Consider the following 25,373-nt stretch of genomic DNA (forward strand, 5'->3'; position numbering starts at 1 on the left):
AAGTGTCAAAGTTTCTGCCGTTTTTCGAGATGAAGCGCCAGATAATCGGCGCTGCGCATCTCAAACAGACGCGAGGCGGTACGATCGAACTCGAAACCTTCCGTCCCCTTGCGTTTGCCGAGCAGGTCCTCCGGCATGGCGGCAGCGGAGGCAAAAAGCCTGACGCTGTGATCGTAAAGTGCGTCGATGAGGATGATGAAACGCTTGGTCTCGTTGCGCTTGTCCGCGTTCAAGAACGGGATATGGTCGATGAAGACCGTATCGAAACGATTGGCGATAGCCAGGAAGTCCGAAGCCCCAAGCGGTTTTTCGCAGAGATCGGAAAAGGAAAACCGGGCGACCCTGCCGCTGGCGCGCGGCACCAGAATGGAACGCCCCTTCATCGGTATCTCGGTCGGCGCAACAAGATGGCCGCCAGTCATATGCCGCCAGGCCATGTCCATCGCCTGATCCGCCGAACCGTCGAGCGGGGTGACATAGACCGGAAGGCTTTCCAGCTTCTCCATCCGGTAGTCGGTGGGGCTGTCCAGCGTTACCACCTCAACATATTTCTTCAGCAAGTCGACGAAAGGCAGGAACAGGCCGCGATTGAGCCCGTCTTTGTAAAGATTGTCGGGGACGACGTTGGAGGTGGTCACCAACGTGCAGCCATTGGCGAAGAGCTCGCTGAACAGCCGGGCGAGGATCATTGCATCGGCAATATCCGTGACGGTGAACTCGTCGAAGCAAAGGAGCTCCGCTTCCGCCAGAAGTTGGGCCGCGACAGGTGGAATGGGGTCTGCCTGTTTGGTTTCGCCATTTTTCAACTTCTGCCGGTGCGCATGCACACGATTATGCACATCCGCCATGAATTCATGAAAATGGCAACGCCGCTTGGAAGAAACGGGCGCCATCTCGTAGAACATGTCCATCAGCATCGTCTTGCCGCGACCGACGCTGCCATAGACATAGAGACCCTTGACGGCCGCCGCAGGTCCGGACTTGCGCGCGAACATCCAGCCAAGCGCACTTTTTTTTCTGGCGGGCTTGCGCGCTTTCAGATCGGCAAGGATACGGTCGAGATGAGCCGCCACGCCTAGCTGGGCGGCGTCGGCCTGCAAAGTGCCAGCTACCGTCAATGCGTTGAGCTGTTCAACGACACTATGGTTATAGTCAGGCAATGGCTTCATGAAAAAGCGCCCCGGACGCGGGCGCAAATCCGCACCCGCGACGAATGGAATGGCTTAGAGCGAAGAAGGCAATCCGGCTGCACCGGAAATGCTCATCGGCTGAGGCTGAGCGGCTGGCCGCTATTGGTCGTGCCGTCAAAGCGCGCATCGGCGCTTTTGTAGACACGGCCGATCGTATTGCCGGCGCGGTCCTTGAAGAGGACCATCTTGCCGGAGACTTCCCAGGAACCCATTGCCGTCAGCTCGCCCGCACAACCGCGCGTGCCGCCACGGGAGCCGGCGCCGAGATTGGTGAGTGTCAGGAACATGTCGCAATTGGCACCGCCGTTGGAAACGCGCCAGTTGCCGACCATGGATTCCTTGGTAACGTCGAGGGCCGTTGCCGGGGGCGCTGCAGAAGCGACATTCACGCCGCCAGGTGCTGCGGATGCAGGCGCCGATGGGAACTGGCTGCCGGAAGCGCCACCAGGCGGCGGCAAGGCGCCGGACTGGACCGACGGCACCGGCTGTGCCTGCAACGGCGGCGTATAACCGGGATTGTTGCTGCCATTATTGTTGTAATCGTAGGAGGTACGTTGGCAACCGGCAAGGCTCATCACAACCGCAAGGCCCGTCACCACATATCTGAATTGCATATCAAGCTCCCGATTCTCTCGCTTCCGGAAAGACAGTGATCAAACAAGAAGGCTGAATTATTACCAAAGCCTTATCTTGCGCAAGCGATGGCCGGGATAATTACCATTTCGGTCGATTTTTACCGAATTTTCCCGTGCCGGGTTGTAAAAAGGGCCACGGTCGAGACCGTGGCCCGATAGGGTTTCCGTCGTCAGCGAATCGCCTTCAAACGCGGCGCTCGACCATCATCTTCTTGATTTCCGCAATCGCCTTGGCCGGGTTCAAGCCCTTGGGGCAAGCCTGCGCGCAGTTCATGATGGTGTGGCAGCGGTAAAGGCGGAACGGATCCTCGAGATTGTCGAGACGCTCGCCGGTTGCCTCGTCGCGGCTGTCGATCAGCCAGCGATAGGCCTGTAGCAGAACGGCCGGACCGAGATAACGGTCGCCATTCCACCAGTAGCTGGGACAGGAGGTGGAGCAGCAGGCGCAGAGAATGCACTCATAAAGACCGTCCAGCTTCAGGCGATCCTCATGGCTCTGCTTCCACTCCTTGGCGGGTGTCGGCGAGACTGTCTTCAGCCAGGGCTCGATGGAGCGGTGCTGCGCATAAAAGTTCGAGAGATCGGGAACCAGGTCCTTCACCACGGGCATATGCGGCAGCGGATAGACCTTCACCGTCCCGTTGATCTCGTCCATGCCCTTGGTACAGGCGAGCGTATTGGTGCCGTCGATGTTCATCGCGCAGGAACCGCAGATACCTTCGCGGCAGGAGCGACGTAACGTCAGCGTCGGATCGATATTGTTCTTGATGTAGAGAAGCGCATCGAGAACCATCGGTCCGCAATCATCGACGTCGATATAGAAAGTGTCGATGCGCGGGTTCTGGCCATCATCCGGGTTCCAGCGATAGACGCGGTATTCGCGCACATTCTTGGCACCATCCGGCTTCGGCCAGACCTTGCCTTCGTTGATCTGGGAATTTTTGGGGAGAGCGAGTTCAACCATATCCAGTTCCTCAAATCAGTAGACGCGCGCCTTCGGCTCGATCTTTTTCGGATCGATGCCGTCGGCGATGAGGTCGGTGTGAACCGGGCGATAATCGAGCTTCACGTCGCCTTCGGCGCTGACCCAAGCAAGCGTATGCTTGCGCCAGTTCACGTCGTCGCGACCGCCGAACGGACCGTCGACGAAATCCTCGCGGGCGTGCGAACCACGGCTCTCCTTGCGCGCTTCCGCACCGTAAACCGTCGTGATGGCATTGGCCATCAGGTTGTGCAGCTCGAGCGTCTCGACCAGATCGGAGTTCCAGACCATCGAACGGTCGGTGACCTTGACATCCGGCAGCTCCTTCCAGATGGCCGACAGGCGCTGGCAACCGCTTTCCAGCGATTCCTGCGTGCGGAACACGGCGGCGTCGTCCTGCATGGCGCGCTGCATTTTGTCACGCAGCACCGCCGTCGGCGTCGAGCCATTGGCGTAACGCAGGCTGTCGAAGCGTTCCATGATCTTGTCGCAGGCCGCTGTGTCGAGAGCCGGAACCGGCCCATCGCGATCGATGACCTGGGCGGCGCGAATAGCGGCAGCACGACCGAAGACCACGAGGTCGATCAGCGAGTTGGAGCCGAGGCGGTTCGCGCCGTGAACCGAGGCGCAACCAGCTTCGCCCACAGCCATCAGGCCGGGTGCGATGCGTTCCGGGTTGCTGGCATCGGCATTCAGCACTTCACCCCAATAGTTGGTCGGAATGCCGCCCATATTGTAGTGAACCGTCGGCAGAACCGGGATAGGCTCGCGAGTAACGTCAACGCCGGCAAAGATCTTGGCGCTTTCGGAAATGCCCGGAAGACGCTCATGCAGGATCGCCGGATCGAGGTGATCGAGATGCAGGAAGATGTGATCCTTGTTCTTGCCGACGCCGCGGCCTTCACGGATTTCCATGGTCATGCAGCGGGAGACAACGTCACGCGAGGCAAGGTCCTTCGCCGAAGGAGCATAACGCTCCATGAAGCGCTCGCCTTCGGAGTTGACGAGATAACCGCCTTCGCCGCGCGCGCCTTCGGTGATGAGGCAGCCTGCGCCGTAAATGCCGGTCGGGTGGAACTGCACGAATTCCATGTCCTGGAGAGGCAGGCCGGCGCGGGCGATCATGCCGCCGCCGTCGCCGGTGCAGGTGTGGGCAGAGGTCGCCGAGAAATAGGCGCGACCGTAACCGCCGGTCGCCAGCACCACCATCTTGGCGGAGAAGCGATGGATCGTACCGTCATCAAGGTTCCAGGCAACGACGCCGGTGCAACGGCCGTCTGCCGACATGATGAGGTCGAGAGCGAAATATTCGATGAAGAATTCCGCATTGTTGCGCAGCGACTGGCCATAAAGCGTGTGCAGGATGGCGTGGCCGGTACGGTCGGCGGCGGCACAGGTGCGCTGCACCGGCGGGCCTTCGCCGTAATTCTGCATATGACCGCCGAACGGACGCTGGTAGATCTTGCCTTCTTCGTTACGCGAGAAAGGCACGCCGTAATGCTCCAGCTCATAGACCGCCTTCGGCGCTTCCATGGCGAGATATTGCATGGCGTCGACGTCACCCAGCCAGTCGGAGCCCTTCACGGTATCGTAAAGGTGCCACTGCCAACAGTCGGGCGTCATGTTGGTGAGCGATGCGGCGATGCCGCCCTGCGCTGCGACGGTATGGGAGCGCGTTGGAAAAACCTTGGTGATGCAGGCGGTCTTGAAACCCTGCTCGGCCATGCCGAGCGTGGCGCGCAGACCGGCGCCGCCGGCGCCCACCACGATCACGTCATAGGAGTGATCGACATAGGTATAGGCCTTGCCATTCTGGGAAGGTGAACTGATCGAAGCCATGGCGAACTTATCCTACGAATGCGATTTTCAGGATGGCGAAGATCGAAAGGCCACCGATGAGGATCGCGAAAAATGTATTCAGCATCAGAAGAACGAGCTTCGAAACTTCGGCGTGAACGTAGTCTTCGATGATGACTTGCATGCCGAGCTTCATGTGGATGAGGCCGGAGACCAGCACCAGAGCCATGATGACCGCAACGAGCGGGTTCGACAGCGCGGCGGCGACTTCCGGATAGGGCGCGCCGGCATATTTGATCAGGAAGATCACGAAGAAGATCAGCAGCGGAACGTTGGCGACCGCAGTGACGCGCTGGCGCAAGAAATGGTCCGTACCTTCCTTGGCAGAGCCGAGACCGCGAACCTTTCCGAGAGGTGTACGCATATCCATGAAAAATCTCCTCAGCGCACGATCAGGGCAATGACCCAGATCAGCGCGGTCAGACAGATCGACACGACCCACGAGGCCTTTGCCAGCTTGGTGGTAAAGTGCTTTTCAAAGCCATGACCCAGATCCCACATGAAGTGGCGAAGACCACCCAGCATGTGGTGAACCAGAGCCCAGGTGTAACCGATCAGGATGAGCCTGCCGATGATGGTGCCCATCGCCCAGTTGACCCAGTCGTAATAGGCAGGACCCGAGGCAAGCGCGATCAGCCACCAGGCAACCAGAAGCGTTCCGAAATAAAGCGCGCCGCCGGTGATGCGGTGCACGATGGATGCAACCATCGTCGGAATCGGCTTGTAAATTTGAAGATGCGGCGACAGAGGCCGGTTATTAGTCGCATTCGCCATCAGAACCTCGCGGCGTTTTCCCGTGCGCCCATCAGATAAGGACGCCCCCAAGCAACAGCACATGACGAAAGAATGTGCATTGCACCAACCGCGACGTTTAATCACATGGCAGCGTCACCACAAGCACATTTCACGGCCGATTCGAATTTAATCGATTGGTTCACGATTTTTTTTGGAATTTTTTTGCGTCAAAATAAAAAATCGAGCGTTTCCAGGATTTACGCCCTCGAAATATTTACCTTTACGTAATTCAGAAAAGGTGTAATTTACGATTGGTTAACCTCAAAAACCGGAGCATGAGGCTCATGTTACAGCGTCGAATCGCCGCCCTGACCATGACGGTCGCTGGCGCAATTTTCGCCTCCGTGCCACCGGCGGCGGCAGAGGATTTTTATGGCCGCCACCAATATCGGCATCATCAATCCGATGTAAGCTTCTCCACCGATGGGTTGCCATCAACCCTTCCCGGCGGCACCTATGTCGGCGGCATAGCAGCCCTGCGGGTGCGCGGGAACGGCAACTATTTCGCGATCAACAGCGGATTTTCACGAAGAGGTGCAGCCGATAAAACGGGCATTCAACTGGCCCCCAGGGCGACAATCATCTCTGTCCATGCCGAAAACGCCGACGATGTCTGCGCGTATGAGCATGGCGTCTGCATCATCAGGCCCTGATCAGATAAAACGCCACACCGTGGTCTTCTTCACTTCGCTGTCTTCCAGCGCCCGCGTCACCGGCACCTGATAGGTCGCCTCGGCGCGAAGGCGCTCTTTGGGCAGATAGGCCCGCCCCGGATCGCCGACGAGGACGCTCACACCCTTCGCCGTCAGCGCCAGAAACCACGGCACGAGAAGATCGGCAAAGTCGCGGTCGTAGAACACATCGCCCGCCAACAGGACATCGGCCTCGACCGGCTTGCCGACTAGGTCTAACCCCGTAAAGCCGATATCCACGCCATTGAGTGCAGCATTCAACCGAATGGCCGTTTCTGTCCACGGATCGATATCGGCTGCCAGAACCTTGGCTGCGCCGGCCTTCGCCGCCGCGATGGCAACCAGCCCGGAGCCACTGGCGAAATCCAGCACATACTTGCCGCAAACACTCTCAGGATGATCGAGAACATAACGAGCAAGCCCCTGCCCGCCAGCCCAGGCGAAGGCCCAAAACGGTGGCGGCAAGCCGATCTCTTGCAGCTCTTCCTCCGTCTTCAGCCACAGCTCATGAGCCTCCGTGGCAAGATGAAGACGCAATTCCGGCACATGCGGCGGATGCATAATGCCTGTGTTGTCGAGAATGAAGCGTTGGGGATCGGTCCTCACCGAAGCATCAGTCCGGTGACTTAGGCGGATTGGCGAGGCCACCCATGCGACAAACCTCGAGATACTCCTCCTCCGTCACCGGCTGCACGGAAAGCCGCATGGAGGTGACGAGAGACATCTTTTCCAGCTTCGGGTTGGCCTTCACATCCTTCAGCGAAACCGGTTGCGGCATATCGCAGACGGCACGGATATCGACGCAATCCCACTTCAGATCACCTTCAGCAGTCGAGTCCGGATGCGACAATGCACAGACTTCGACAATGCCGACGACATCCAGCCCCTCATTGGAGTGATAGAAGAAACCCTTGTCGCCAATCTTCATGGCGCGCATATTGTTGCGCGCCTGATAATTGCGCACGCCGGTCCATTCTTCACCGGCCTCACCCTTGGCCTTCTGCATTTCCCAGGACCATTTGAACGGCTCGGACTTGTAAAGCCAATAATTCGCCATATCCGATCACGCCCCCGGATTGTTGAAGACCCAGTTATAGGGCTTCACATCGACACTTTCGAACAGGCCGGCCTTGGCATAGGGATCGGCGTCGGCAAGGGCCTTGGCCGCATCGATATCGGCAGCTTCCACGATCACGAGGCTGCCATTCGGCTTGCCTTCGGCATCCAGAAACGGACCGGCGATCTTCAGCGTGCCTTCTGCATTGAGTTTGTTCAGATGTTCCAGATGGGCCGGGCGCGTTTCCATGCGCACGTTAAGATGGCCCGGCTTGTCCTTGCAGATAAAGGCAAACAGCATTGTCGTCTCCTTGCTGGAGCATGTCCCCCGAAGCGTCAGCGGTTTCGGGATCAGGACATGCGTAAAACATCATTTGACCGCCCACCTCACTCGGTGGTGATCGGCCGTGTCATCAATTGTTGCATGGCGCTCGCCACATCCAGATTGCCGTCAATGATAGCGGCCACCGCTTCGGTAACCGGCATGTCGACAGCGTGACTTTCCCCGAGCCGGGCGGCGACGGCAGCAGCGAAGGCGCCTTCCACCAGCCCGCCGGACATGTCCTTGCCCTCGCCCCGGCCAAGCGCGATGCCGAAACGCAGGTTGCGCGACTGGTGGCTGGTGGCGGTCAGCACCAGATCGCCGAGGCCCGAGAGACCGCGCACCGTGTCCGCCTTGCCGCCCATGGCGACGATGAGCCGCGACATTTCGGCAAGCCCACGCGAGATCAGCGCCGCGCGGGCGGAATCACCAAGGCCAGCGCCTTCAACAATGCCGGCGGCAATGGCGAGAACATTCTTCAGCGCCCCGCCCAGCTGCACGCCGATGCGGTCGGTCGAGGCATAAAGCCGGAAGGTCCTGCCGGAAATCGTGGTCGCAAGCCGCTCGGCAACCTCCGGGTCTTCCGCCGCAATCGCCATGGCCGTCGGCAAGCCGCGCGCAATATCCGCCGCGAATCCCGGACCGGAGAGAACCGCAATCGGATGATGCGGCAATTCCGCTTCCAGAAGTTCCGTCAGCAGTCGGCCGGAGCTGCGGTCGATGCCCTTGGCGCAGGTGACGACGATAGAGTCATTAGCCAGATAAGGACCGTAATGACGGGCCGCATCCGCATGAGCCTGTGAGGGCATGGCGAAGAGCACGATATTGGCGCCAGCCAGCACATCCGGCTCGGCCGAAAATTCAAGCGCGTCCGGCAGATCGACACCCGGCAGAGCCGCCTCGTGAACACGATCAACCTCCAGATCGGCCATCAGCGATGGATCACGGCCAAGCAAGGTGACGTCATGCCGGTTTTCCAACGCAATAACGACGGCAAGCGCTGTTCCGAAGGCGCCGGCGCCGATAACGACGATTTTTTCCCGCTGCATCAGGCCTTGGCTCCCCTTTTACCGAATCCGATCAGTGTCTCCGCGTTGCCGTCCAGCGGCCAGCGCGAGCGCGGCGGGATTTCGAGCGGATCGGGGTCACGGCCATCCGCCATGCGCTCCAGTCCCGCCCAGGCGATCATCGCCGCATTATCCGTGCAAAGCCGGTGCGGCGGCGCAACGAAACGGAAGCCATGGGTATCGCAAAGCGACTGCAGCGTCTGGCGGATTTCCTGATTGGCCGCAACGCCGCCGGCGACGACCAACGCAGGTGTCGTCTCCAGCTGCGGAAACTCCTGGCTGAAACGGGCAAGGCCACGGCCGATACGGTCCTTCAGGGTGCGCGACACCGCTTTCTGGAAGGAGGCGCAGATATCGGCAATATCCTGCTTCGAAAGCGGCGCGATGGCGGTCGCGGCCTGCCGCACCGCTGTCTTCAAGCCCGAGAAGGAAAAATCGAGCCGTGTCTCTCCCACCATCGGGCGCGGAAGCGGAAAACGGTCCGGGTCACCCTTTGCCGCCGCTTTCTCTACGGCAGGCCCGCCAGGATAGGGCAGGCCCAGAAGTTTCGCGGTCTTGTCGAAGGCTTCCCCCAAAGCGTCATCAATGGTGGTTCCCCAGCGCTCGTAGTCATCCACGCCACGCACCAGCACCAGCTGGGTGTGGCCGCCGGACACCAGCAACATCAGATACGGGAACGACAGACCATCGGTCAGCCGCGCCGTCAGCGCGTGGCCTTCCAGATGATTGATGGCGTAAAGCGGTTTGCCGGCCGCCTTGGCGATAGCCTTGCCGGTCATCAGCCCCACCAGCAGGCCACCGATGAGGCCGGGGCCGGATGTGGCGGCAATGGCGTCGACATCGGCAAGAGTGACGCCCGCCTGCTCCAGCGCCTCTTCCACCAGCGTATCCAGCGCTTCGACATGGGCGCGGGCGGCAATTTCAGGCACCACACCGCCATAAGCGCTGTGTTCCTCCAGCTGCGACAAAACGACGTCGGAGACGATCTCACCACGCCCGTCCGCATGCCGAACCACAATGGATGCAGCGGTTTCGTCACAGCTTGTCTCTATGCCAAGAATACGAAGAAAGGGGGCCATCAAATCTGTTCGTTCATTGCGATCATGCGCTGAGTTGGTCTAAGACAACTCCGGTAACAATGGATAGACGCGGATGCAAACAAAACCTTTCCGAATCGGCACGCGCGGCAGCCCGCTGGCGCTCGCGCAGGCTTACGAGACGCGCAACCGGCTGATGGCGGCGCATGGCCTGCCGGAAGAAATGTTCGAAATCGTCGTGCTGTCCACCAAAGGCGACCGGATAACCGACCGCGCTTTGTCGGAGATCGGTGGAAAAGGCCTCTTCACAGAGGAGCTGGAAAACCAGCTTCTATCAGGCGAACTCGATATGGCCGTGCATTCCTCCAAGGACATGCCGACCGTTCTGCCCGAAGGCCTCTATCTGTCCGCTTTCCTGCCGCGCGAAGACATACGCGACGCCTTCATCGGTCGCACCGCACCGAAGTTGCTGGAGCTGCCACAGGGCGCCGTTGTCGGCTCCGCATCTCTGCGCCGTCAGGCACTCATCCGCCGCCTGCGTCCGGATCTCAGCGTCATCGTTTTCCGCGGTCTGGTCGATACGCGTCTGCGCAAGCTCGAAGAAGGCCAGGCGGATGCCACACTTCTTGCTTTTGCCGGCCTGAAGCGGCTCGGCAAGGACAATGTGCCGACGGAAATTCTCGACCCGAAGGAATTCCCTCCGGCTCCTGCCCAGGGCGCAATCGGCGTGGAAAGCCGCATCGGCGATACGCGCATGGACAAACTGCTCGCTCCCATAAACGACAGGCCCACTCATGATGCCGTGACCTGCGAGCGCGCCTTTCTGGCAGCACTCGATGGTTCCTGTCGCACGCCGATTGCCGGCTACGCCACCTGCGACGGCGACGACTTGCATTTTTCCGGCCTGATCCTCACCCCCGATGGCCAGACGAGCCACGGCATCGAAATCTCCGGCAACCGCCGCGATGCGGCAACGCTCGGCCGGCAGGCCGGCGAAGATGTGCGCGCCAAGGCCGGCAGCAATTTCTTCGAAGGCTGGAGCTGAGGCGATGCGGATCGTCGTCACCCGGCCGCAGCGTTCGGGCGAAAGGACGGCCGCAAAGCTTGAAGCACTTGGCCATGAGCCGGTGCTTCTTCCGCTGTTTTATCCTGTCCACCATGGGGAACGCGCCGTCTCGGCGCTATCCGCCCCGCTGGCGGCCATCGCGGTGACCAGCGCCGAGGCGCTGCGGGCGCTGGAAACATCCCGGGACGGGCTGGCTCCCTATCTGTCAAAACCGCTTTTCGCCGTCGGCGGAGCAACGGCGGAAGCGGCGGAAAAAACCGGCTTCGAACAGATTTTCACCGCCTCCGGCGACGCCGCCAGTCTGACCGCACTGGTAGCTGAGCACCAGGTTCTGTTTTCCGAAGAAGCACCGCTGCTTTATCTCGCCGGCAGGCCCCGTGGCGCCACCTTCGAGAAGGGCCTTGCCGCCGCTGGCATTCCCTTCAGAACGGTAGATTGTTACGAGATGCTGCCCTCCGGCATTCCGCAGACAATGCTTGGGACGGCGTTTGTCGAAAGCGCTGCCGATGTGGTCCTGCTCTATTCATCGGAAGCAGCGCGGGCCTTTTTTCATCATGTATCGACGCAAAAATACGTGGCGGCGCTGGCAACGACACAAATCATCTGCATCAGCCACAACGTGCTGTCTCTCGTTCCTCAAATCTTCCGCGCAAACGCCAAGGCCGCCAGCGAGCCGAGCGAGGCGGCAATGTTTGAACTTCTGCGCCATAACTCTGGAACCTAATTCGAGCTCGCCTCTTTCCTTTGCCGCCGTCACTGACTAGGTTTAGATTACTGCAGGCAGAAATGAGGTTGTCATGGTATCGGGAAAGCCGCCACGCCACTCCAAGTCCAAAGCCGAACCGGTCACCATCGACCTGGACGCCAAAGACGTGAAAGCAATTTCCGCCGACGTGGACGCTGCGAAGACGGACGAAAAGCCCGGTGACAAAACACCGGAGGCTACAGCAGCGCCTGGAGTTTCGGCCGCAAAGTCGCAAGCAGCCGCAACGGGTAACCCCGCCCCCGTCTGGGACCAGCCCAAGAAATCCCCTATCGAGCCCGAACCCAATATCGGCAAAGCTGAATCCGGGGCCACGGCGCCCAAGGCTGAAAGCGCTGCGGGCAAACAGAAAGAGCCTGTCTCGACGGCCCCTGTTCCGCCGAAAGCCGATACAAAACCGTCGACGGGCGCCACTGACACGAGCGCCGCTGCGGCGGCTGCGGCGAAGCCGGCCTTCGGCTCTACAGCGTCCTCCAGCGCATCCAGCAGCGACGGCGCCGCAAAACCATCGACGGCAACCTCTTCCTCAGGACCGGCAAAGCCCTCCACACCACATCAGGTGGAGCGCAAACAGGCGGCGACCTCCGGCCTCATCGCGGCGGGTATCGTCGGCGGCCTTGTGGCGCTTACCGCCGCAGGCAGCATGCAATATGCCGGCATCCTGCCCTCCTTTAATGCAGGCCAGGCGGGAAGCGAGGAAATCGCCGCATTGAAAACCGATCTGAGCAGCTTACGGCAGCAGCTTGCCAATGCGCCTGCCGCCGATACCTCGGCGCTGGAACAGCGCATCGCAACCCTCGAGGGCGCAAAGGGTGAGACCCCACAAATCGATGGACTGTCGGAAAAAATCGCCGCGCTGGAATCCACCCTCCAGTCGGAGCGATCCGCGCAGGCATCGGCGACGGCGGAACTGACACGCCGTCTTGCGGATGCGGAAGCCAAGATCAATGAACCGCGCGACGATATCGAAGTCGCCCGCGCCATTGCTTCCGCCGCGCTGAAGGCCGCGATCGATCGCGGTGGGCCGTTCCTCACCGAACTCGACACGCTATCGAAGGTCACGCCTGATGATCCGGCCATCGCATCGCTGCAATCCTTCGCCGCAACCGGCGTACCATCGCGTTCCGAGTTGATGCAGAAATTCCCCGATGTCGCCAATGCGATGCTGTCGGCCATCAACCAGCCTGACCCCAATCAGGGCATTATGGAACGCCTGACGGAAAGCGCCTTTTCGCTGGTGAAGGTGCGCCCCGTCGGAAATATCGAGGGCGAGACCCCCGAAGCCCAGATTGCGCGCATGGAAAACAAGCTGCGCAACGGCGATCTGCAAGGCGCGGCGCTTGAATGGAACGGGCTTCCCGATGCCGCCAAGACGGCATCGGCCGATTACAAGAAATCGCTGGATGCGCGCATCGAGGTCGAAAATCTGGTCGGCGGCACGTTGAACCGCGCCATCACCAGCACCGGCAGGCAGGGGTAAGGGCATGACCAGAATTCTGACTTTCGCCGTTATCGTTCTGGCTCTCGGCTTCGGTTTTTCCTGGCTGGCGGACAGGCCGGGCGTGCTATCCATCGTCTGGCAAGGCCAGCTGATCGAAATGAGCCTGATGGTCGCGGCCTCCATAATTGCGGCGCTGGTCGCCGCCGTTATGCTGGTCTGGTGGGTCGTCAACGCCATCTGGACCTCGCCCAATGCCGCGCGTCGTTATTTCCGCGCCCGCAAGCGCGACCGTGGTTATCAGGCGCTATCCACCGGTCTCATTGCCGCCGGCGCCGGCAATGCCCTCCTTGCCCGGAAGATGACGGCACGAACACAGGGGTTGCTCAGCGCCGATCAAGAGCCACTGATCCACCTGCTCGACGCTCAGGCCGATCTCATCGAAGGAAAATATGACGCGGCGCGGCGCAAATTCGAAGCCATGGCGCGCGATCCCGAAACCCGCGAACTTGGCCTTCGGGGCCTTTATATCGAGGCGCGCCGTCAGGGCGCCTACGAAGCCGCCCAGCAATATGCCGAGGATGCAGCGGAAAAGGCGCCCTATTTGCCCTGGGCAGCACAGGCGACGCTGGAAAATCGTTGTCGCAACGGACAATGGGACGATGCCATACGCCTGCTCGACCAACAGAGGGCGGCCAGTGTCATCGAACGCGGCGAGGCGGAACGGCTGAAAGCGGTGCTTCTCACCGCCAAGGCCGGCGAAAAGCTGGAAAGCGACCCCGTGGGTGCCCGCGAGGATGCCAAACACGCGCTCAAGCTTGCCAAGAGCCTCGTTCCGGCAGCGCTGATCGCAGCAAAATCCTATCTGCGCGAGGACAATCTGCGCAAGGCGGCCACGGTTCTCGAACCCGTCTGGAAACACGATCCGCATCCGCAACTCGCCGAACTTTATGTCCGCGCCCGCAGCGGCGATACCGCCATCGACCGGCTGAAACGGGCTGAGCGGCTGGAAAGCCTGAAGCCCAACAATATCGAATCCCTGTTCGCGGTGGCACAGGCAGCGCTCGACGCCAAGGAATTCGCCAAGGCGCGGGCCAAGGCCGAGGCTGCCGCGCGGATTGAGCCACGCGAAAGCATCTTCCTGCTGATGGCCGACATCGAGGAAGCCGAAACCGGTGATCAGGGCCGGGTACGCTACTGGATGGCACAGGCGCTGCGCGCGCCGCGTGACCCCGCCTGGGTTGCCGATGGTATTGTTTCGGAAAAATGGCTGCCGGTGTCGCCCGTTAGCGGCCGTCTCGATGCCTTCGAATGGAAAGCACCTTTCGGGCAACTCGAAGGCCCCGTCGAGGATCTCACGATCGAAAATGCGATTGCCGCAGCACCGGCAAGGGCCGAACCGGCTGCGAAGACAATCATTGCAGAAGCAGCGCCGGAGACACGCGCCGAACCGAAACCGATCCCGGCCGCGCCGATTGAGGTCAAACCGGCCGTATCGGTCCCAAAGGAGAAAAAGCCTGTTACAATTGAGGCGCCGGTGGAAACCGATGCATCGAATGGGAAGGCGGAGGCCGTGCCGTTTTTCGGCGGCGCGCCGGATGATCCGGGCGTCAAGAAATCAGGCGCGGAAGCCGAACCCAAGACGCGGCTCAAACTCTTCTGACCAACAGGCTATCGATGTTCCAGCAAATACAATCGTTTATTCAAAACCTCGTCGGCCCGAATGTGGGTGATTTCAGCCCGGACGATCTGAGGGTTGCGGTGGCCGCCCTCTCTTTCCAGGTGATGGAAGCGGATGGCACCGTCTCGAAAAGCGAGCGTGACCGCCTGCGCGAGATTCTGCATGAATATTACCATCTCGATGGCGGCAAACTGGATGCCCTTCTCACCGCCGGCCAGGAGGCGGGCAAGGAGGCCGTCGATTATTACCGCTTCACCGCCGATATACGCCGCCATCTCGACGAAGATCAACGCGTGGAGCTTATTGGAATATTATGGGATATTGTTTACGCTGACGGCGAACGAAGCGAAATGGAAGACCATGTGATCTGGCGGGTAGCCGATCTGCTCGGTGTATCCGTGCGCGACAGGGTTCTGCAACGTCAGCAGGCCGCCACGAGGTCCGGGCCCGCTGAAGAAAGCGAAAACGAAGACGATGCTGTTTGACCCTTCCAGGCAACAGGAAAAACAACCATCGCTGCTCATCGTCCTGCATCAGGAACGTTCTACCCCCGGCCGTGTCGGCCAGATGCTGGTGGAAAAAGGGTATCGTCTGGATATAAGGCGACCCGCACTCGGCGATGACCTGCCGCAGACGCTGGAGAAACACGCGGGCGCCATCATCTTCGGTGGCCCGATGAGCGCCAACGATTCTCATGACTACGTCAAAGCCGAGATCGACTGGCTGAAGGTGCCGCTTAAGGAAAACAAGCCCTTTCTCGGCATCTGTCTCGGCGCGCAGATGCTATCCAAACATCTGGGCGGCAAGGTGGAGGCCGACAGGGACGGTAAGGTCGAAATCGGCTGGTATCCGCTTCATGCCACCGAACATGGGCGGCTTTTGATGCCGCATTGGCCGAAGATGGTCTATCATTTCCACAAGGAAGGGTTCGAGCTGCCGCGCGGAGCCGAACTTCTGGCCTCGGGCGAGACCTACCCCAATCAGGCCTATCGCTATGGAAAAAATGCCTGGGGCTTGCAGTTTCACGCCGAACTGACCCGCGCCATGATGCATAGTTGGGTGGTGCGCGGCGCCCAGAGGTTCGGCATGCCCAATGCACAGGTGGGCAGCCAGCATTTGGAAGGCCGCATGCTGTTCGACACGCCTCTCAGGGCATGGCTCGGCAATTTTCTCGATCTGGTTTTTGAAGGCAAGGCGCAGCGCTAGAGCATTTCCAGTAAAAGTGCTTAGCGGTTTTACGTTCGGAAAATGCGTAAAAACAAAACGATCTAAGCCCCATCGCCATCAGTGCGGCGCATCCAGATTGTCGATCTTGCGCAGCTTGGAAAAACCGAGCGCCCAGATGACCGCCACAGCAAGCGTACCCGCCCCGCCGATGACGACTGCGGGCACCGCTCCGACGACATGAGCCATGGTGCCGGCACGAAACTCGCCCAGCTCGTTCGATGCGCCGACAAAGACCATATTAACCGCATTCACACGCCCGCGTACCTCGTCCGGTGTCCAGAGCGCAATCAGGGTCTCGCGCACATAAACCGACACCATGTCCGATGCGCCCATGACCACCAGCGCGGCGATGGACAGCCACGCGGTCTGCGACAGTCCGAAAACCACAGTGGAGATGCCGAAGAGGCCGACGCCGGTAAACATCAGCAGGCCGGCGTGGTGACGAATGGGTTTGAAGGCCAGAATGACCGCAACGGTGATGGCCCCGATGCCAGGCGCGGCACGCAGAAGCCCAAGGCCCCATGGGCCGAGCGTCAGCACTTCCTTGGCAAAAATCGGCATCAACGCAACAGCACCGCCGAGCAACACCGCGAAAAGATCAAGCGAGATCGCGCCAAGGACGACTTTTTCCTGGGAGATGAATTTGAACCCGGCCAGCATGGTTTCGAGGCTGATGGCTTTTGCCGGGCCGCGTTGTTCCGGCTTACGGATTGCTACTGCAAGCGCCGCGGAAACAATGAAAAGCACGAGCGCTACGCTATAGGCGACGGAGGCCCCGAGACCATAAAGCAGACCACCGGCGACAGGGCCAAGAATCGACGCCATCTGCCATGAAGACGAATTCCATGCGATAGCATTCGGCAAATCCTCGACCGGCACGAGATTGGGTGCCAGCGACTGCACCGCCGGCCCCATGAAGGCCCGCTCTATGCCGAAGACGACGAGAATGGCGAAGACCGGCCAGGGCGAAAAGCTGTGCATCAGCGTGAGGCTAAGAAGCGCCGCAGCGCAGAGCGCCGCGATCAGCAGGCATATGGCCATGATGCGCCGGCGATTGTGCCGGTCGGCGACCGTTCCCGTGACGAGGATCAGAAGCAGCGACGGCAGAAATTGGAAAAGACCGATCAGGCCGAGATAAAAGGCGTTGCCGGTAACCTCATACATCTGCCAGCCGACAGAGACGCTGACGATCTGGATGGCGAAGGCCGAAAAAAACCGGGCGCTGAAAAAACGGCGATAGGAACTATGCCGGAATGCGCCAAAGCGATTATCGGCGGAAGGGAGGGACATCGGCTGGGTGCTCGCGAGACAATAGGAGAGCTTTGCAATAGAGCGATATGGCAGGAATCGCCAGCCCTCATCGATGGATGACGAAAAGTGCAGGCGGTTTTGTGCGAATTCCCGCTGCAAGGCCACAAGCCGGACTGCCATGATCGCCGGTCGATGAGGCCAAAGTTCATTACGATCAGGGGCAAGACTTGCCGGTTCACCAGCGAATGTCTAAATGTCTTGCAACCAAGATACGGAGATATTGATGCTTGCCCTGTTTCAGACCATCGATCTGGCCTTGAACCTCTATACGTGGGTGCTGATCGCCAGCGCTATTTTTTCCTGGCTTTACGCCTTCAACGTCATCAATTCCCGCAACCAGTTCGTGAACGCCATCGGCAGCTTTCTGTTCAATGTCACGGAACCGGTTCTGCGACCCATCCGCCGCATTCTGCCCAATCTCGGCGGCATCGACATTTCGCCGATCATCGTGCTCCTGATCATCTTCTTCATCCGCTCCTTCATGTGGAACACGCTTTACCCGATGGTCGCTTGAGCGGCTGCTGGCAGAAGCACGGTGATCATGTCCGCCTGACCGTCCGCCTCACACCGAATGGCGGGCGGGACGCCATCGACGGCGTGGAAAAGGATGCGGAAGGAAACACGCATCTCAAGGCCCGTGTCAGCGCCGTGCCGGAAGGCGGCAAGGCCAACAAGGCCCTGATTGTCTTCCTGGCAAAAAAACTCGGCCTGCCGAAATCTTCCATCAGCTTCGTTTCAGGCGAAACAGCGCGTAAAAAAATCCTCCGGATCGATACCGACCCGGAGGATTTCGAAGAGCTATTTAAAAAGCTTTAAGGCAGATCAGCCCTGCGCCTTGTAACGCTCAATGGCTTCAACGATCAGCTTCTTGGCAACATCAACATCCTGCCAGCCGCCCATCTTCACCCACTTTCCGGGCTCCAGATCCTTGTAGTGCTCGAAAAAGTGCTCGATCTGCTTCAGCGTAATTTCCGGCAGGTCGGTGTAATTGTGGACCTTGTCGTAACGGCGTGTCAGCTTCGGAACCGGCACGGCGAGAATCTTTTCGTCCTTACCGCCGTCATCTTCCATGATCATCACGCCGATGGGGCGGACATTGATGACGCAGCCTGGAACCAGCGGACGGGTATTGCAGATGAGAACGTCGATCGGATCGCCGTCGTCGGACAGGGTGTGCGGTACGAAGCCATAGTTACCCGGATAGGTCATCGGCGTGTAGAGGAAGCGATCGACGATCAGCGCACCGGCATCCTTGTCCATCTCGTACTTGATCGGATGTCCGCCGACCGGCACTTCAACGATGACATTCACGTCATCCGGCGGATTCTTGCCTACGGAAATTGCATCGATACGCATTCGCTTCCCTCATTCGACGGGTTGGATTTGGTTTTCGATACTGGGAAAGTCGCCGCATTGCAACATGGCTTTGGGCGGATAAGGCAGAATGCGGGATTTGAGGCTATCGCAATGGCGCATGGCCGTCCGCGAGAATGAACCCCGGCCCAAATCACCGGGGCATTATTTGTCAATTCCAGACGAAACCGACTTTGCGAAGCGACTTGCCGTCAAAGTCTTCCATGCCTTCGGCAATATCGCGGCCGCCGTGAGAGCGGAAAAAGCGGTTGGCCACATCGCTGTCTTCAAGGCACCAAACAACGATGCCGTTGCAGCCAAGCGAGGTCAGCAATCTGCGCGCTTCCGTAAACAGCAGCGAGCCAAGCCCGATGCCCTGATATTCCGGTCGGAGATAAAGTTCGTATATCTCGCCGTCTTGCGGCAGCCCGCGTGCCCGGCTGAGGCCCAGTGTCGCATATCCGGCAACCACACCGGCCACCTCCACCACCAGCATGGTTGCGGAGCCTCTGGTCGCCTTCTTCCACCAGATTTCGCCACGGCGCTCCAGCATCTGCATCAACGGCCGATGCGGGATAAGCCCTGCATAGGCCTGTTGCCACGACAGACGGTGCGCCTCGGAGATGGCGCGCGCGTCATGCGGTTCAGCACGGCGAACATCGATGGATAACGTTTTCATAACGCGATTCTGGCCCCGGCCACGGAAACTTACCAGTCATAAAGGTTAACGCCGGCAAGCTTACCCACAGCCTATTCATGTGGACGACCCTGAAAAATTAACGCATCCTTAACCTTTGGCAAAGCGCCTTTCGACTCATACGCACATAAAAACGAACGCATAAAAAAACCCGGCCAAAGCCGGGTTTTTCGAAAGCATGGATCAAGCCGATCAGCTGGCTGCAAGCTTTGCCTTTTCGAAACGCTTGCGGTCGTTCGGGTCGAGGTAGAGCTTGCGAAGACGGATCGACTTCGGCGTAACTTCGACGAGTTCGTCATCCTGAATCCAGGACAGCGCACGCTCCAGCGTGAACTTGATCGGTGGCGTGAGCTTCACCGCCTCATCCTTGCCAGCGGCGCGGATGTTGGTGAGCTTCTTGCCCTTCAGCACGTTCACGTCGAGGTCGTTGTCACGGCTATGAATGCCGATGATCATGCCCGCATAAACCTTCTCGCCGGCATCGATGATCATCGGGCCGCGATCTTCAAGGTTGAACAGGGCATAGGCGACTGCTTCGCCGGATTCGTTCGACAGCAGAACGCCGTTGACGCGGCCGCCGATTTCGCCCTTGTAAGGCTGGTAGTCGTGGAACAGACGGTTCATCACGGCCGTGCCGCGCGTGTCGGTCAAAAGTTCAGACTGATAACCGATAAGGCCGCGGGTCGGCGCGAAGAAGACCAGGCGGACACGATTGCCGCCCGATGGACGAAGCTCAACCATCTCGGCCTTGCGCTCGGACATCTTCTGAACAACGACACCGGAATGTTCTTCATCAACGTCGATGACGACTTCTTCGACCGGCTCCATAAGCTGGCCGTTTTCATCCTTGTGCATGACAACCCGCGGACGCGAAACGGCAAGTTCGAAGCCTTCGCGGCGCATGTTTTCGATCAGAACCGCCAGCTGCAATTCACCGCGACCGGAGACGAAGAACGAATCCTTATCGGCGGATTCTTCGATCTTCAGCGCAACGTTGCCTTCGGCTTCCTTGAACAGGCGGTCGCGAATGACGCGGCTCGTGACCTTGTCACCTTCGGTGCCGGCGAGCGGCGAATCGTTGACGATGAAGGACATGGTAACCGTCGGCGGATCGATCGGCTGCGCCTGCATCGGCTCCATGACGGCAGGATCGCAGAAGGTATCGGCGACGGTGCCCTTGGAGAGGCCGGCAATGGCGACGATGTCGCCCGCATGGGCTTCTTCGATCGCGGTGCGCTCGATACCGCGGAAAGCGAGAATTTTCGAGATACGGCCGTTTTCAATCAGCTTGCCGTCCTGGCCCAGAACCTTGACGGCCTGGTTCGGCTTGATCGAACCGGAGGCGATGCGGCCGGTGATGATGCGGCCGAGGAAATTGTTAGCCTCGAGGATCGTGCCGATCATGCGGAACGGCCCCTCTTCGACCTTGGGCTCCGGAACGTGCTTGACGACGAGATCCAGCAGCGGCGCGAGACCTTCGTCGGTCGGGCCTTCCGGATTGACGTTCATCCAGCCGGAGCGGCCGGAACCGTAAAGGATCGGGAAATCGAGCTGTTCGTCGGTGGCGTCGAGCGCCGCGAAAAGGTCGAACACTTCGTTGACGACTTCCTCATGGCGGGCGTCCGGACGGTCGATCTTGTTGATCGCGACGATCGGGCGAAGACCGACCTTCAGCGCCTTGCCGACCACGAATTTGGTCTGCGGCATGGGGCCTTCGGCAGCATCGACCAGAACGATGGCGCCATCCACCATCGACAGGATACGCTCGACTTCACCGCCGAAGTCGGCGTGACCGGGGGTGTCTACGATGTTGATACGGGTATCTTTCCACTCGATCGAGGTCGCCTTGGCGAGAATGGTGATGCCGCGCTCTTTTTCAATGTCGTTGGAATCCATCACGCGCTCCATCACGCGCTGGTTTTCACGGAACGAACCGGATTGCTTCAGAAGCTCGTCAACAAGCGTCGTTTTTCCATGGTCAACGTGCGCGATGATCGCGATGTTGCGAAGTGCCATTGTTTAAAATCTCTGAGGTTGGGCGCTATATTGATGAGAAACGCCAATTTAGTTTGGCGCGCTCATAACCTTTTTTTTGCAAATGCGAAAGGGGGCTCATGTCATAAGCCCCCTGCGCTCAGCTTCTAACTCAGAAATATGACAGTCTCTTATAGGAGACCGCGCTTTAAAAGCATGGCGTCCGGGCTCGGCATCTTGCCGCGGAAGGCAAGATAGGCCTCCTCCGGATCGATCGAGCCGCCAACGGAATAGATGTTATCCTTCAGCCGTCGCGCCATCTCGCTATCAAAGGCATTGCCGGTTTCCTCGAATGCCGAAAAGGCGTCGGCGTCCAGCACTTCCGACCACATGTAGGAATAGTATCCGGCGGAATAACCGTCGCCGGAAAACACATGCTGGAAATGCGGCGTCGCATGGCGCATGACGATGGATTTCGGCATGTTGAGCGCGGAAAGGACCTCACCCTGCACGGCCATCGGGTCACCGACGTTGTCGCGGGTATGAAACGCCATGTCGACAATCGCCGACGAGGTGAATTCCACCGTGCTGAAACCGGCATTGAAGGTCTGCGCAGCCAAAACCTTGTCCAGTAGCGCCCTCGGCATCGGCGCGCCTGTTTCATAATGCAGGGCGTATTTTTCGAGAATTTCCGGCACCGTCAGCCAATGTTCGTAAAGCTGCGACGGCAATTCAACGAAATCGCGCGAGACACCGGTTCCGGAAACGGAAGGGTAAGTGACATTCGACAACATGCCATGCAATGCGTGGCCGAATTCATGGAACAGAGTGCGCGCATCGTCGAGCGAAAGCAGCGCGGGTTTGCCCTCGGCCGGTTTGGCGAAATTGCAGACATTGTAGATGATCGGTATTTCTCCGACCGTGCCGTTCTTGAGGGGCAGCTTATGCTGCGACTGGAAGGAGCTCATCCATGCGCCGGACCGCTTGGAGGGACGGGCGAAATAATCGCCGAGGAACATGGCCTTCAGACCGCCCTTTTCATCGCTGATTTCGAAAACCCGCACATCCGGGTGATAGGCCGCGACGCCTTTGATTTCGACCGCCCGAATCCCGAACAGCCGCCCGGCCACATCGAAGCACGCTTCGATGATCTTTTCGAGCTGCAGATAGGGCTTCAATTCAGCCTCGGAGAAGCTGAATTTCCGTGCCCGGAGCTTTTCGGCATAATGCCGCCAGTCCCAGGGCAGCACCTCGTGATTCCTTCCCTCCTTAGCGATGATGGCGGCCAGTTCGGCCTCCTCCTCGCCCGCACGGCGCACGGCCTTTTCCCAGACCTGCCCCAGAAGACCGTTCACGGCATCCGGCGTCTTCGCCATCGTATCATCGAGCTTGTAGGCGGCGAAATTTGCGTAACCGAGAAGCTTTGCCTTCTCCTCGCGCAATTCGAGCGTGCGGCGGACGATCTCGCGATTGTCGGTCCCGCCGCCATTCTCGCCACGCGCCACCCACGCCCTGAAGGCCTGCTCGCGCAGATCGCGGCGCTCGGAAAAGGTCAGGAAAGGCTCGATGATGGATCGGGAAAGGGTAACGGCAAATTTGCCGTCCTCGCCATGCTCACGGGCAGCACCCGCCATCGCGTCTCGCAGAAAATCGGGAATGCCGGTAAGTTCCTCTTCCGTGGAAAGCAGGAGCTTCCAGTTCTTTTCATCCGCCAGCACATTCTGCCCGAATCTCGCACCGAGACCGGCAAGTTCCTCATTGATCGCCGCCAGCCGTTCCTGCCGGTCCTTCGGCAGCTTGGCGCCGGAGCGCACGAAACTCTTCCAGTGCCGCTCAAGAACACGGCTCTCCTCACCCGTCAGCCCCAGCGCCTCGTGCTTTTCCCACAAAGTGTCGATCCGCTTGAACAGGGCCTCGTTCATGCCGATCTTCGAATAGTGCCGCGACAGTTTCGGCGCGATCTCCCGCTCCAGCGCCTGGATCACGCCATTGGTATTGGCGCCTGCCCTGTTCCAGAACAGCGCCGAAATGCGCGAAAGATCGTCGCCTGCGATTTCGAGCGCGGTCACCGTGTTTTCGAAGCTCGGGGCCTCAGAATTGCCGGCAATCGCATCGATTTCGTGTTCGTGGGACAGAAGGGCGGCATCGAAGGCCGGAGCGAAATCCTCATCCCTGACCGCATCGAATTTCGGCAGACCATTATGGCCGTTCCAGTCAACGAGTGCGGGATAAAGCGCGGTCTTGGATGGCATTTCATCTTCCTTGTACAATTCCGGTTAAGCTCATATGGGCACGCCTCCACCGGCAATTCAATATGCCCGGCGGAGATGTCAGGCCGCGTGAAAAAATATGGAAAGTCCGGTCTTTTTTGCTTCAGCGTAACAATCGGCGACTATATTGCAGATCATCCAGAAACCGAACTGACGCATACTTTACCCGATTTTCCACAATATGACTTGTGCACCATTGATTATCGCCCGGATTTTAGTAAGTCTGACTTACGAAAAGGCGAAACATGGGCACTAAACGCGAAAAAGACTCATTGGCATTTTTACTGAACAGTGGCGCACGCCTGCTGAACAGTGCTTTCGAGCGCCGAATTGCTGAAGCCGGACTGGGCCTGACACCCGGCGAAGCACGCGCCCTGCTGACGGTCGCCGTCGTTGATGGCAGCAAACAATCGGATATCGCCGCCCGGCTCGGCATCGAGCCCATGACGATCTGCGCCTATCTCGACAAGCTGCAATCTCTCGATCTCATCGAACGCCAACAGGACCCGCAGGACAGGCGCTCCAAGCGTATAGTGATGACAAAAAACGCAGCCGAGATGCTGGAAGCCGTGCGCCAGGAAATCGATGAACTCGTCCGTCACGCCACACAGGGCCTGAATGACGAGGAGGTCGCGCTTTTCCGCAGCTTCCTGCAGACTCTCCGCAACAATCTCCAGCCGGAACAGTCGAGCCAGGGCTGCTGATCGCAATGTCGCCAGAAACGGTCATGTCCAGAAAGCGCACGGCCATGCTCGGTGCGTTGCTGACGGCGCTGGCACCGATTTCCATGGCCATCTACACACCCGCCATGCCGGAACTGACGCGGGTTTTCTCCACCACGGAATCCGCCGTGAAACTCAGCCTGTCGCTTTACTTCGCCGGTTTCGCCATGGCGCAACTGCTGGCCGGCCCGGCATCCGATGCCTTCGGGCGGCGAAAGGCGAGTCTCGTTTTCCTGTCCATCTTTCTGGGCGGGGGGCTGCTGGCGATCTTCGCCCCAACAATCGAGGTGCTGCTCTTCGCCCGGCTTGTTCAGGGTATTGGCGCCTCCGTCGGCATGACGGTGGCGCGCGCCGTCGTGCGCGATCAATTTACCGGCTCGGAAGCCTCCAGCATCATGAACCTTATTGGCATCATGCTGGCCGTTGGCCCAGCCATGGGCCCGACCATAGGCGGACTTTCGCTTGCGGCTTTCGGGTGGCAATCGGTATTTTTCCTCATGGCCGGCCTCGGGGCCATCGCCATCTTCACCGTCGTGGTTTTCCTGCGCGAGACGACAATCCCGGACAAGAACCTGATCCGCCCGCGTCGGCTCCTGTCGGCCTATGGGACATTGCTCACCGAGCCGCGTTTTCTTCTCGCTGCACTGGTACTCGGGGGTTCCATCGGCGCGCTTTATGCGCAGGCGACCATGCTGACCTTCATCCTCATCGACAAAGTCGGCATGACACCCACCGCCTTCGGCATCGGCATGCTGATGCAGACCGGCGCCTATTTCTTCGGCTCAATCGCCCTGCGTTATATCGCACCGAGGCTTGGTGACCGCCGTTCGGTCGTCCTTGGCCTCTGTTTTTCGGGAATAGGCGGCCTCCTTATCCTGCTGTCGGTGTTCCTGATACCGCCATCCTTTCTTTCGATCATGGGACCTGTGGCGGTCGCAACGGTCGGCATCGCCTTGCTGACGCCATCCATGGTGACGGCGGCCCTCGCCCCTTTCCCGCATATTGCCGGCTCGGCATCGGCAATGATGGGTTTCATTCAGATGGGATCTGGTTTTGCGGGCGGTGCTGCAGCCTCACTCATCGGTTCGCCGTTGACCGGCTTCGGCATCATCATCCCCGTGATGGAGTTCACCGCAATCGCCAGCTACATCGGCTTCCGCATCGTCTCCATACGAAAGACATGAAAAAACCCGCCGACGGCGTCGCCAGCGGGTTTCATTATTTCCATTTCAGCAGAA

The 25,373-nt window shown here is 59.4% G+C and carries 27 protein-coding genes; 11 read left to right on the plus strand and 16 right to left on the minus strand.

The window, feature by feature from the left end; translation table 11 throughout:
• Positions 1–5: 5 nt before the first annotated feature.
• The 6 genes from zapE to sdhC form a co-directional block, all read right to left on the minus strand.
• The gene (zapE, locus tag O9X91_RS07325) at positions 6–1,169 is read right to left on the minus strand and encodes a cell division protein ZapE (protein WP_142912976.1); all 1,164 of its coding nucleotides are present in this window, start codon (positions 1,167–1,169) and stop codon (positions 6–8) included.
• A 92-nt stretch (positions 1,170–1,261) separates the two neighbouring features.
• Positions 1,262–1,804 carry a protease inhibitor Inh/omp19 family protein gene (locus O9X91_RS07330; protein ID WP_142912975.1) on the minus strand — a complete coding sequence of 181 codons (543 nt, stop codon included), beginning with the start codon at positions 1,802–1,804 and terminating at the stop codon, positions 1,262–1,264.
• 205 nt (positions 1,805–2,009) lie between these two features.
• Positions 2,010–2,789: a succinate dehydrogenase iron-sulfur subunit gene (locus O9X91_RS07335; protein ID WP_004443810.1), complete on the minus strand. Its 780-nt coding sequence runs from the start codon at positions 2,787–2,789 to the stop codon at positions 2,010–2,012.
• 15 nt (positions 2,790–2,804) lie between these two features.
• Complete coding sequence (gene sdhA / locus O9X91_RS07340) at positions 2,805–4,646, minus strand: succinate dehydrogenase flavoprotein subunit (RefSeq protein ID WP_142912974.1); 1,842 nt, start codon at positions 4,644–4,646, stop codon at positions 2,805–2,807.
• Between the two features lie 7 nt (positions 4,647–4,653).
• A complete protein-coding gene (gene sdhD, locus O9X91_RS07345) occupies positions 4,654–5,034 on the minus strand; it encodes a succinate dehydrogenase, hydrophobic membrane anchor protein (protein WP_077985506.1) in 381 nt (126 codons plus the stop codon).
• Positions 5,035–5,045: 11 nt separating this feature from the next.
• Entirely contained in the window at positions 5,046–5,438 is a 393-nt protein-coding gene (gene sdhC / locus O9X91_RS07350) for a succinate dehydrogenase, cytochrome b556 subunit (protein ID WP_077985505.1), read from the minus strand.
• Positions 5,439–5,743: 305 nt separating this feature from the next.
• Here sdhC and O9X91_RS07355 point away from each other — a divergent pair, with 305 nt between their 5' ends.
• On the plus strand, positions 5,744–6,112 hold the full coding sequence (locus O9X91_RS07355) for a hypothetical protein (RefSeq protein WP_162520518.1): 369 nt from the start codon (positions 5,744–5,746) through the stop codon (positions 6,110–6,112).
• Here O9X91_RS07355 and O9X91_RS07360 read toward each other — a convergent pair whose 3' ends face one another.
• From O9X91_RS07360 to tsaD, 5 genes are all read right to left on the minus strand, one after another.
• Positions 6,113–6,757 carry a class I SAM-dependent methyltransferase gene (locus O9X91_RS07360; RefSeq protein ID WP_077985503.1) on the minus strand — a complete coding sequence of 215 codons (645 nt, stop codon included), beginning with the start codon at positions 6,755–6,757 and terminating at the stop codon, positions 6,113–6,115.
• Positions 6,758–6,764: 7 nt separating this feature from the next.
• Positions 6,765–7,208 (minus strand): EVE domain-containing protein, encoded by a 444-nt coding sequence (locus O9X91_RS07365; RefSeq protein WP_003492407.1) that lies wholly within the window; start codon positions 7,206–7,208, stop codon positions 6,765–6,767.
• Positions 7,209–7,214: 6 nt separating this feature from the next.
• A complete protein-coding gene (locus O9X91_RS07370; RefSeq protein WP_052818748.1) occupies positions 7,215–7,508 on the minus strand; it encodes a YciI-like protein in 294 nt (97 codons plus the stop codon).
• Positions 7,509–7,594: 86 nt separating this feature from the next.
• A complete protein-coding gene (locus O9X91_RS07375; RefSeq protein WP_077985502.1) occupies positions 7,595–8,578 on the minus strand; it encodes an NAD(P)H-dependent glycerol-3-phosphate dehydrogenase in 984 nt (327 codons plus the stop codon).
• A complete protein-coding gene (gene tsaD / locus O9X91_RS07380; RefSeq protein ID WP_077985501.1) occupies positions 8,578–9,675 on the minus strand; it encodes a tRNA (adenosine(37)-N6)-threonylcarbamoyltransferase complex transferase subunit TsaD in 1,098 nt (365 codons plus the stop codon). The genes O9X91_RS07375 and tsaD overlap by 1 nt, the downstream gene beginning before the upstream one ends.
• Positions 9,676–9,748: 73 nt before the next feature.
• On the opposite strand from tsaD, the gene hemC reads away from it, so the two are divergent.
• The 6 genes from hemC (at position 9,749) to O9X91_RS07410 (ending at position 15,787) form a co-directional block, all read left to right on the plus strand.
• Positions 9,749–10,678, plus strand: coding sequence for a hydroxymethylbilane synthase (gene hemC, locus O9X91_RS07385; protein WP_142912972.1), 930 nt, complete (start codon positions 9,749–9,751; stop codon positions 10,676–10,678).
• Between the two features lie 4 nt (positions 10,679–10,682).
• Complete coding sequence (locus O9X91_RS07390; protein WP_142912971.1) at positions 10,683–11,423, plus strand: uroporphyrinogen-III synthase; 741 nt, start codon at positions 10,683–10,685, stop codon at positions 11,421–11,423.
• 73 nt (positions 11,424–11,496) lie between these two features.
• Complete coding sequence (locus O9X91_RS07395) at positions 11,497–12,942, plus strand: COG4223 family protein (protein WP_142912970.1); 1,446 nt, start codon at positions 11,497–11,499, stop codon at positions 12,940–12,942.
• Between the two features lie 4 nt (positions 12,943–12,946).
• Positions 12,947–14,563: a heme biosynthesis protein HemY gene (locus O9X91_RS07400; RefSeq protein ID WP_142912969.1), complete on the plus strand. Its 1,617-nt coding sequence runs from the start codon at positions 12,947–12,949 to the stop codon at positions 14,561–14,563.
• Positions 14,564–14,577: 14 nt separating this feature from the next.
• The gene (locus O9X91_RS07405) at positions 14,578–15,066 is read left to right on the plus strand and encodes a tellurite resistance TerB family protein (protein ID WP_142912968.1); all 489 of its coding nucleotides are present in this window, start codon (positions 14,578–14,580) and stop codon (positions 15,064–15,066) included.
• The gene (locus O9X91_RS07410; RefSeq protein WP_142912967.1) at positions 15,056–15,787 is read left to right on the plus strand and encodes a glutamine amidotransferase; all 732 of its coding nucleotides are present in this window, start codon (positions 15,056–15,058) and stop codon (positions 15,785–15,787) included. Before O9X91_RS07405 ends, O9X91_RS07410 begins: the two co-directional genes overlap by 11 nt.
• Positions 15,788–15,865: 78 nt before the next feature.
• On the opposite strand, the gene O9X91_RS07415 is transcribed toward O9X91_RS07410, so the two are convergent.
• Positions 15,866–17,098, minus strand: coding sequence for an MFS transporter (locus O9X91_RS07415; protein WP_077985588.1), 1,233 nt, complete (start codon positions 17,096–17,098; stop codon positions 15,866–15,868).
• Positions 17,099–17,342: 244 nt separating this feature from the next.
• Here O9X91_RS07415 and O9X91_RS07420 point away from each other — a divergent pair, with 244 nt between their 5' ends.
• Both O9X91_RS07420 and O9X91_RS07425 read left to right on the plus strand, forming a co-directional pair.
• Entirely contained in the window at positions 17,343–17,633 is a 291-nt protein-coding gene (locus tag O9X91_RS07420) for a YggT family protein (protein ID WP_003523487.1), read from the plus strand.
• Positions 17,630–17,935: a DUF167 domain-containing protein gene (locus tag O9X91_RS07425; RefSeq protein WP_162520505.1), complete on the plus strand. Its 306-nt coding sequence runs from the start codon at positions 17,630–17,632 to the stop codon at positions 17,933–17,935. Before O9X91_RS07420 ends, O9X91_RS07425 begins: the two co-directional genes overlap by 4 nt.
• A 6-nt stretch (positions 17,936–17,941) precedes the next feature.
• On the opposite strand, the gene ppa is transcribed toward O9X91_RS07425, so the two are convergent.
• The 4 genes from ppa to O9X91_RS07445 all read right to left on the minus strand — a co-directional run bounded on the left by ppa (position 17,942) and on the right by O9X91_RS07445 (position 23,395).
• Complete coding sequence (gene ppa, locus O9X91_RS07430; protein WP_003523485.1) at positions 17,942–18,475, minus strand: inorganic diphosphatase; 534 nt, start codon at positions 18,473–18,475, stop codon at positions 17,942–17,944.
• 169 nt (positions 18,476–18,644) lie between these two features.
• Entirely contained in the window at positions 18,645–19,151 is a 507-nt protein-coding gene (locus O9X91_RS07435) for a GNAT family N-acetyltransferase (RefSeq protein ID WP_077985493.1), read from the minus strand.
• A 210-nt stretch (positions 19,152–19,361) separates the two neighbouring features.
• Positions 19,362–21,185 carry a translational GTPase TypA gene (typA, locus tag O9X91_RS07440; RefSeq protein ID WP_077985492.1) on the minus strand — a complete coding sequence of 608 codons (1,824 nt, stop codon included), beginning with the start codon at positions 21,183–21,185 and terminating at the stop codon, positions 19,362–19,364.
• A 149-nt stretch (positions 21,186–21,334) separates the two neighbouring features.
• Complete coding sequence (locus tag O9X91_RS07445) at positions 21,335–23,395, minus strand: M3 family metallopeptidase (protein WP_142912965.1); 2,061 nt, start codon at positions 23,393–23,395, stop codon at positions 21,335–21,337.
• 263 nt (positions 23,396–23,658) lie between these two features.
• On the opposite strand from O9X91_RS07445, the gene O9X91_RS07450 reads away from it, so the two are divergent.
• Together O9X91_RS07450 and O9X91_RS07455 are read left to right on the plus strand one after the other, a co-directional pair.
• Entirely contained in the window at positions 23,659–24,117 is a 459-nt protein-coding gene (locus O9X91_RS07450) for a MarR family winged helix-turn-helix transcriptional regulator (protein WP_077985491.1), read from the plus strand.
• 5 nt (positions 24,118–24,122) lie between these two features.
• Entirely contained in the window at positions 24,123–25,319 is a 1,197-nt protein-coding gene (locus O9X91_RS07455) for a multidrug effflux MFS transporter (protein WP_173990264.1), read from the plus strand.
• The last annotated feature ends 54 nt before the right edge of the window (positions 25,320–25,373 follow it).

It is taken from the genome of Agrobacterium salinitolerans (assembly GCF_027498475.1).
In the GTDB taxonomy this organism is placed as follows: domain Bacteria; phylum Pseudomonadota; class Alphaproteobacteria; order Rhizobiales; family Rhizobiaceae; genus Agrobacterium; species Agrobacterium salinitolerans.

What these genes read in the sequence shown, in the direction of transcription:
- zapE (WP_142912976.1), bottom strand. Translation starts at nt 1,169, where the DNA reads ATGAAGCCATTGCCTGACTATAACCATAGTGTCGTTGAACAGCTCAAC.
- ppa (WP_003523485.1), bottom strand. Translation starts at nt 18,475, where the DNA reads ATGCGTATCGATGCAATTTCCGTAGGCAAGAATCCGCCGGATGACGTG.
- O9X91_RS07420 (WP_003523487.1), top strand. Translation starts at nt 17,343, where the DNA reads ATGCTTGCCCTGTTTCAGACCATCGATCTGGCCTTGAACCTCTATACG.
- sdhD (WP_077985506.1), bottom strand. Translation starts at nt 5,034, where the DNA reads ATGGATATGCGTACACCTCTCGGAAAGGTTCGCGGTCTCGGCTCTGCC.
- O9X91_RS07355 (WP_162520518.1), top strand. Translation starts at nt 5,744, where the DNA reads ATGTTACAGCGTCGAATCGCCGCCCTGACCATGACGGTCGCTGGCGCA.
- hemC (WP_142912972.1), top strand. Translation starts at nt 9,749, where the DNA reads ATGCAAACAAAACCTTTCCGAATCGGCACGCGCGGCAGCCCGCTGGCG.
- O9X91_RS07330 (WP_142912975.1), bottom strand. Translation starts at nt 1,804, where the DNA reads ATGCAATTCAGATATGTGGTGACGGGCCTTGCGGTTGTGATGAGCCTT.
- O9X91_RS07335 (WP_004443810.1), bottom strand. Translation starts at nt 2,789, where the DNA reads ATGGTTGAACTCGCTCTCCCCAAAAATTCCCAGATCAACGAAGGCAAG.
- O9X91_RS07450 (WP_077985491.1), top strand. Translation starts at nt 23,659, where the DNA reads ATGGGCACTAAACGCGAAAAAGACTCATTGGCATTTTTACTGAACAGT.
- O9X91_RS07375 (WP_077985502.1), bottom strand. Translation starts at nt 8,578, where the DNA reads ATGCAGCGGGAAAAAATCGTCGTTATCGGCGCCGGCGCCTTCGGAACA.
- O9X91_RS07395 (WP_142912970.1), top strand. Translation starts at nt 11,497, where the DNA reads ATGGTATCGGGAAAGCCGCCACGCCACTCCAAGTCCAAAGCCGAACCG.
- O9X91_RS07365 (WP_003492407.1), bottom strand. Translation starts at nt 7,208, where the DNA reads ATGGCGAATTATTGGCTTTACAAGTCCGAGCCGTTCAAATGGTCCTGG.
- typA (WP_077985492.1), bottom strand. Translation starts at nt 21,185, where the DNA reads ATGGCACTTCGCAACATCGCGATCATCGCGCACGTTGACCATGGAAAA.
- sdhC (WP_077985505.1), bottom strand. Translation starts at nt 5,438, where the DNA reads ATGGCGAATGCGACTAATAACCGGCCTCTGTCGCCGCATCTTCAAATT.
- O9X91_RS07445 (WP_142912965.1), bottom strand. Translation starts at nt 23,395, where the DNA reads ATGCCATCCAAGACCGCGCTTTATCCCGCACTCGTTGACTGGAACGGC.
- O9X91_RS07455 (WP_173990264.1), top strand. Translation starts at nt 24,123, where the DNA reads ATGTCGCCAGAAACGGTCATGTCCAGAAAGCGCACGGCCATGCTCGGT.
- O9X91_RS07410 (WP_142912967.1), top strand. Translation starts at nt 15,056, where the DNA reads ATGCTGTTTGACCCTTCCAGGCAACAGGAAAAACAACCATCGCTGCTC.
- O9X91_RS07435 (WP_077985493.1), bottom strand. Translation starts at nt 19,151, where the DNA reads ATGAAAACGTTATCCATCGATGTTCGCCGTGCTGAACCGCATGACGCG.
- O9X91_RS07405 (WP_142912968.1), top strand. Translation starts at nt 14,578, where the DNA reads ATGTTCCAGCAAATACAATCGTTTATTCAAAACCTCGTCGGCCCGAAT.
- O9X91_RS07415 (WP_077985588.1), bottom strand. Translation starts at nt 17,098, where the DNA reads ATGTCCCTCCCTTCCGCCGATAATCGCTTTGGCGCATTCCGGCATAGT.
- O9X91_RS07390 (WP_142912971.1), top strand. Translation starts at nt 10,683, where the DNA reads ATGCGGATCGTCGTCACCCGGCCGCAGCGTTCGGGCGAAAGGACGGCC.
- O9X91_RS07400 (WP_142912969.1), top strand. Translation starts at nt 12,947, where the DNA reads ATGACCAGAATTCTGACTTTCGCCGTTATCGTTCTGGCTCTCGGCTTC.
- sdhA (WP_142912974.1), bottom strand. Translation starts at nt 4,646, where the DNA reads ATGGCTTCGATCAGTTCACCTTCCCAGAATGGCAAGGCCTATACCTAT.
- O9X91_RS07370 (WP_052818748.1), bottom strand. Translation starts at nt 7,508, where the DNA reads ATGCTGTTTGCCTTTATCTGCAAGGACAAGCCGGGCCATCTTAACGTG.
- tsaD (WP_077985501.1), bottom strand. Translation starts at nt 9,675, where the DNA reads ATGGCCCCCTTTCTTCGTATTCTTGGCATAGAGACAAGCTGTGACGAA.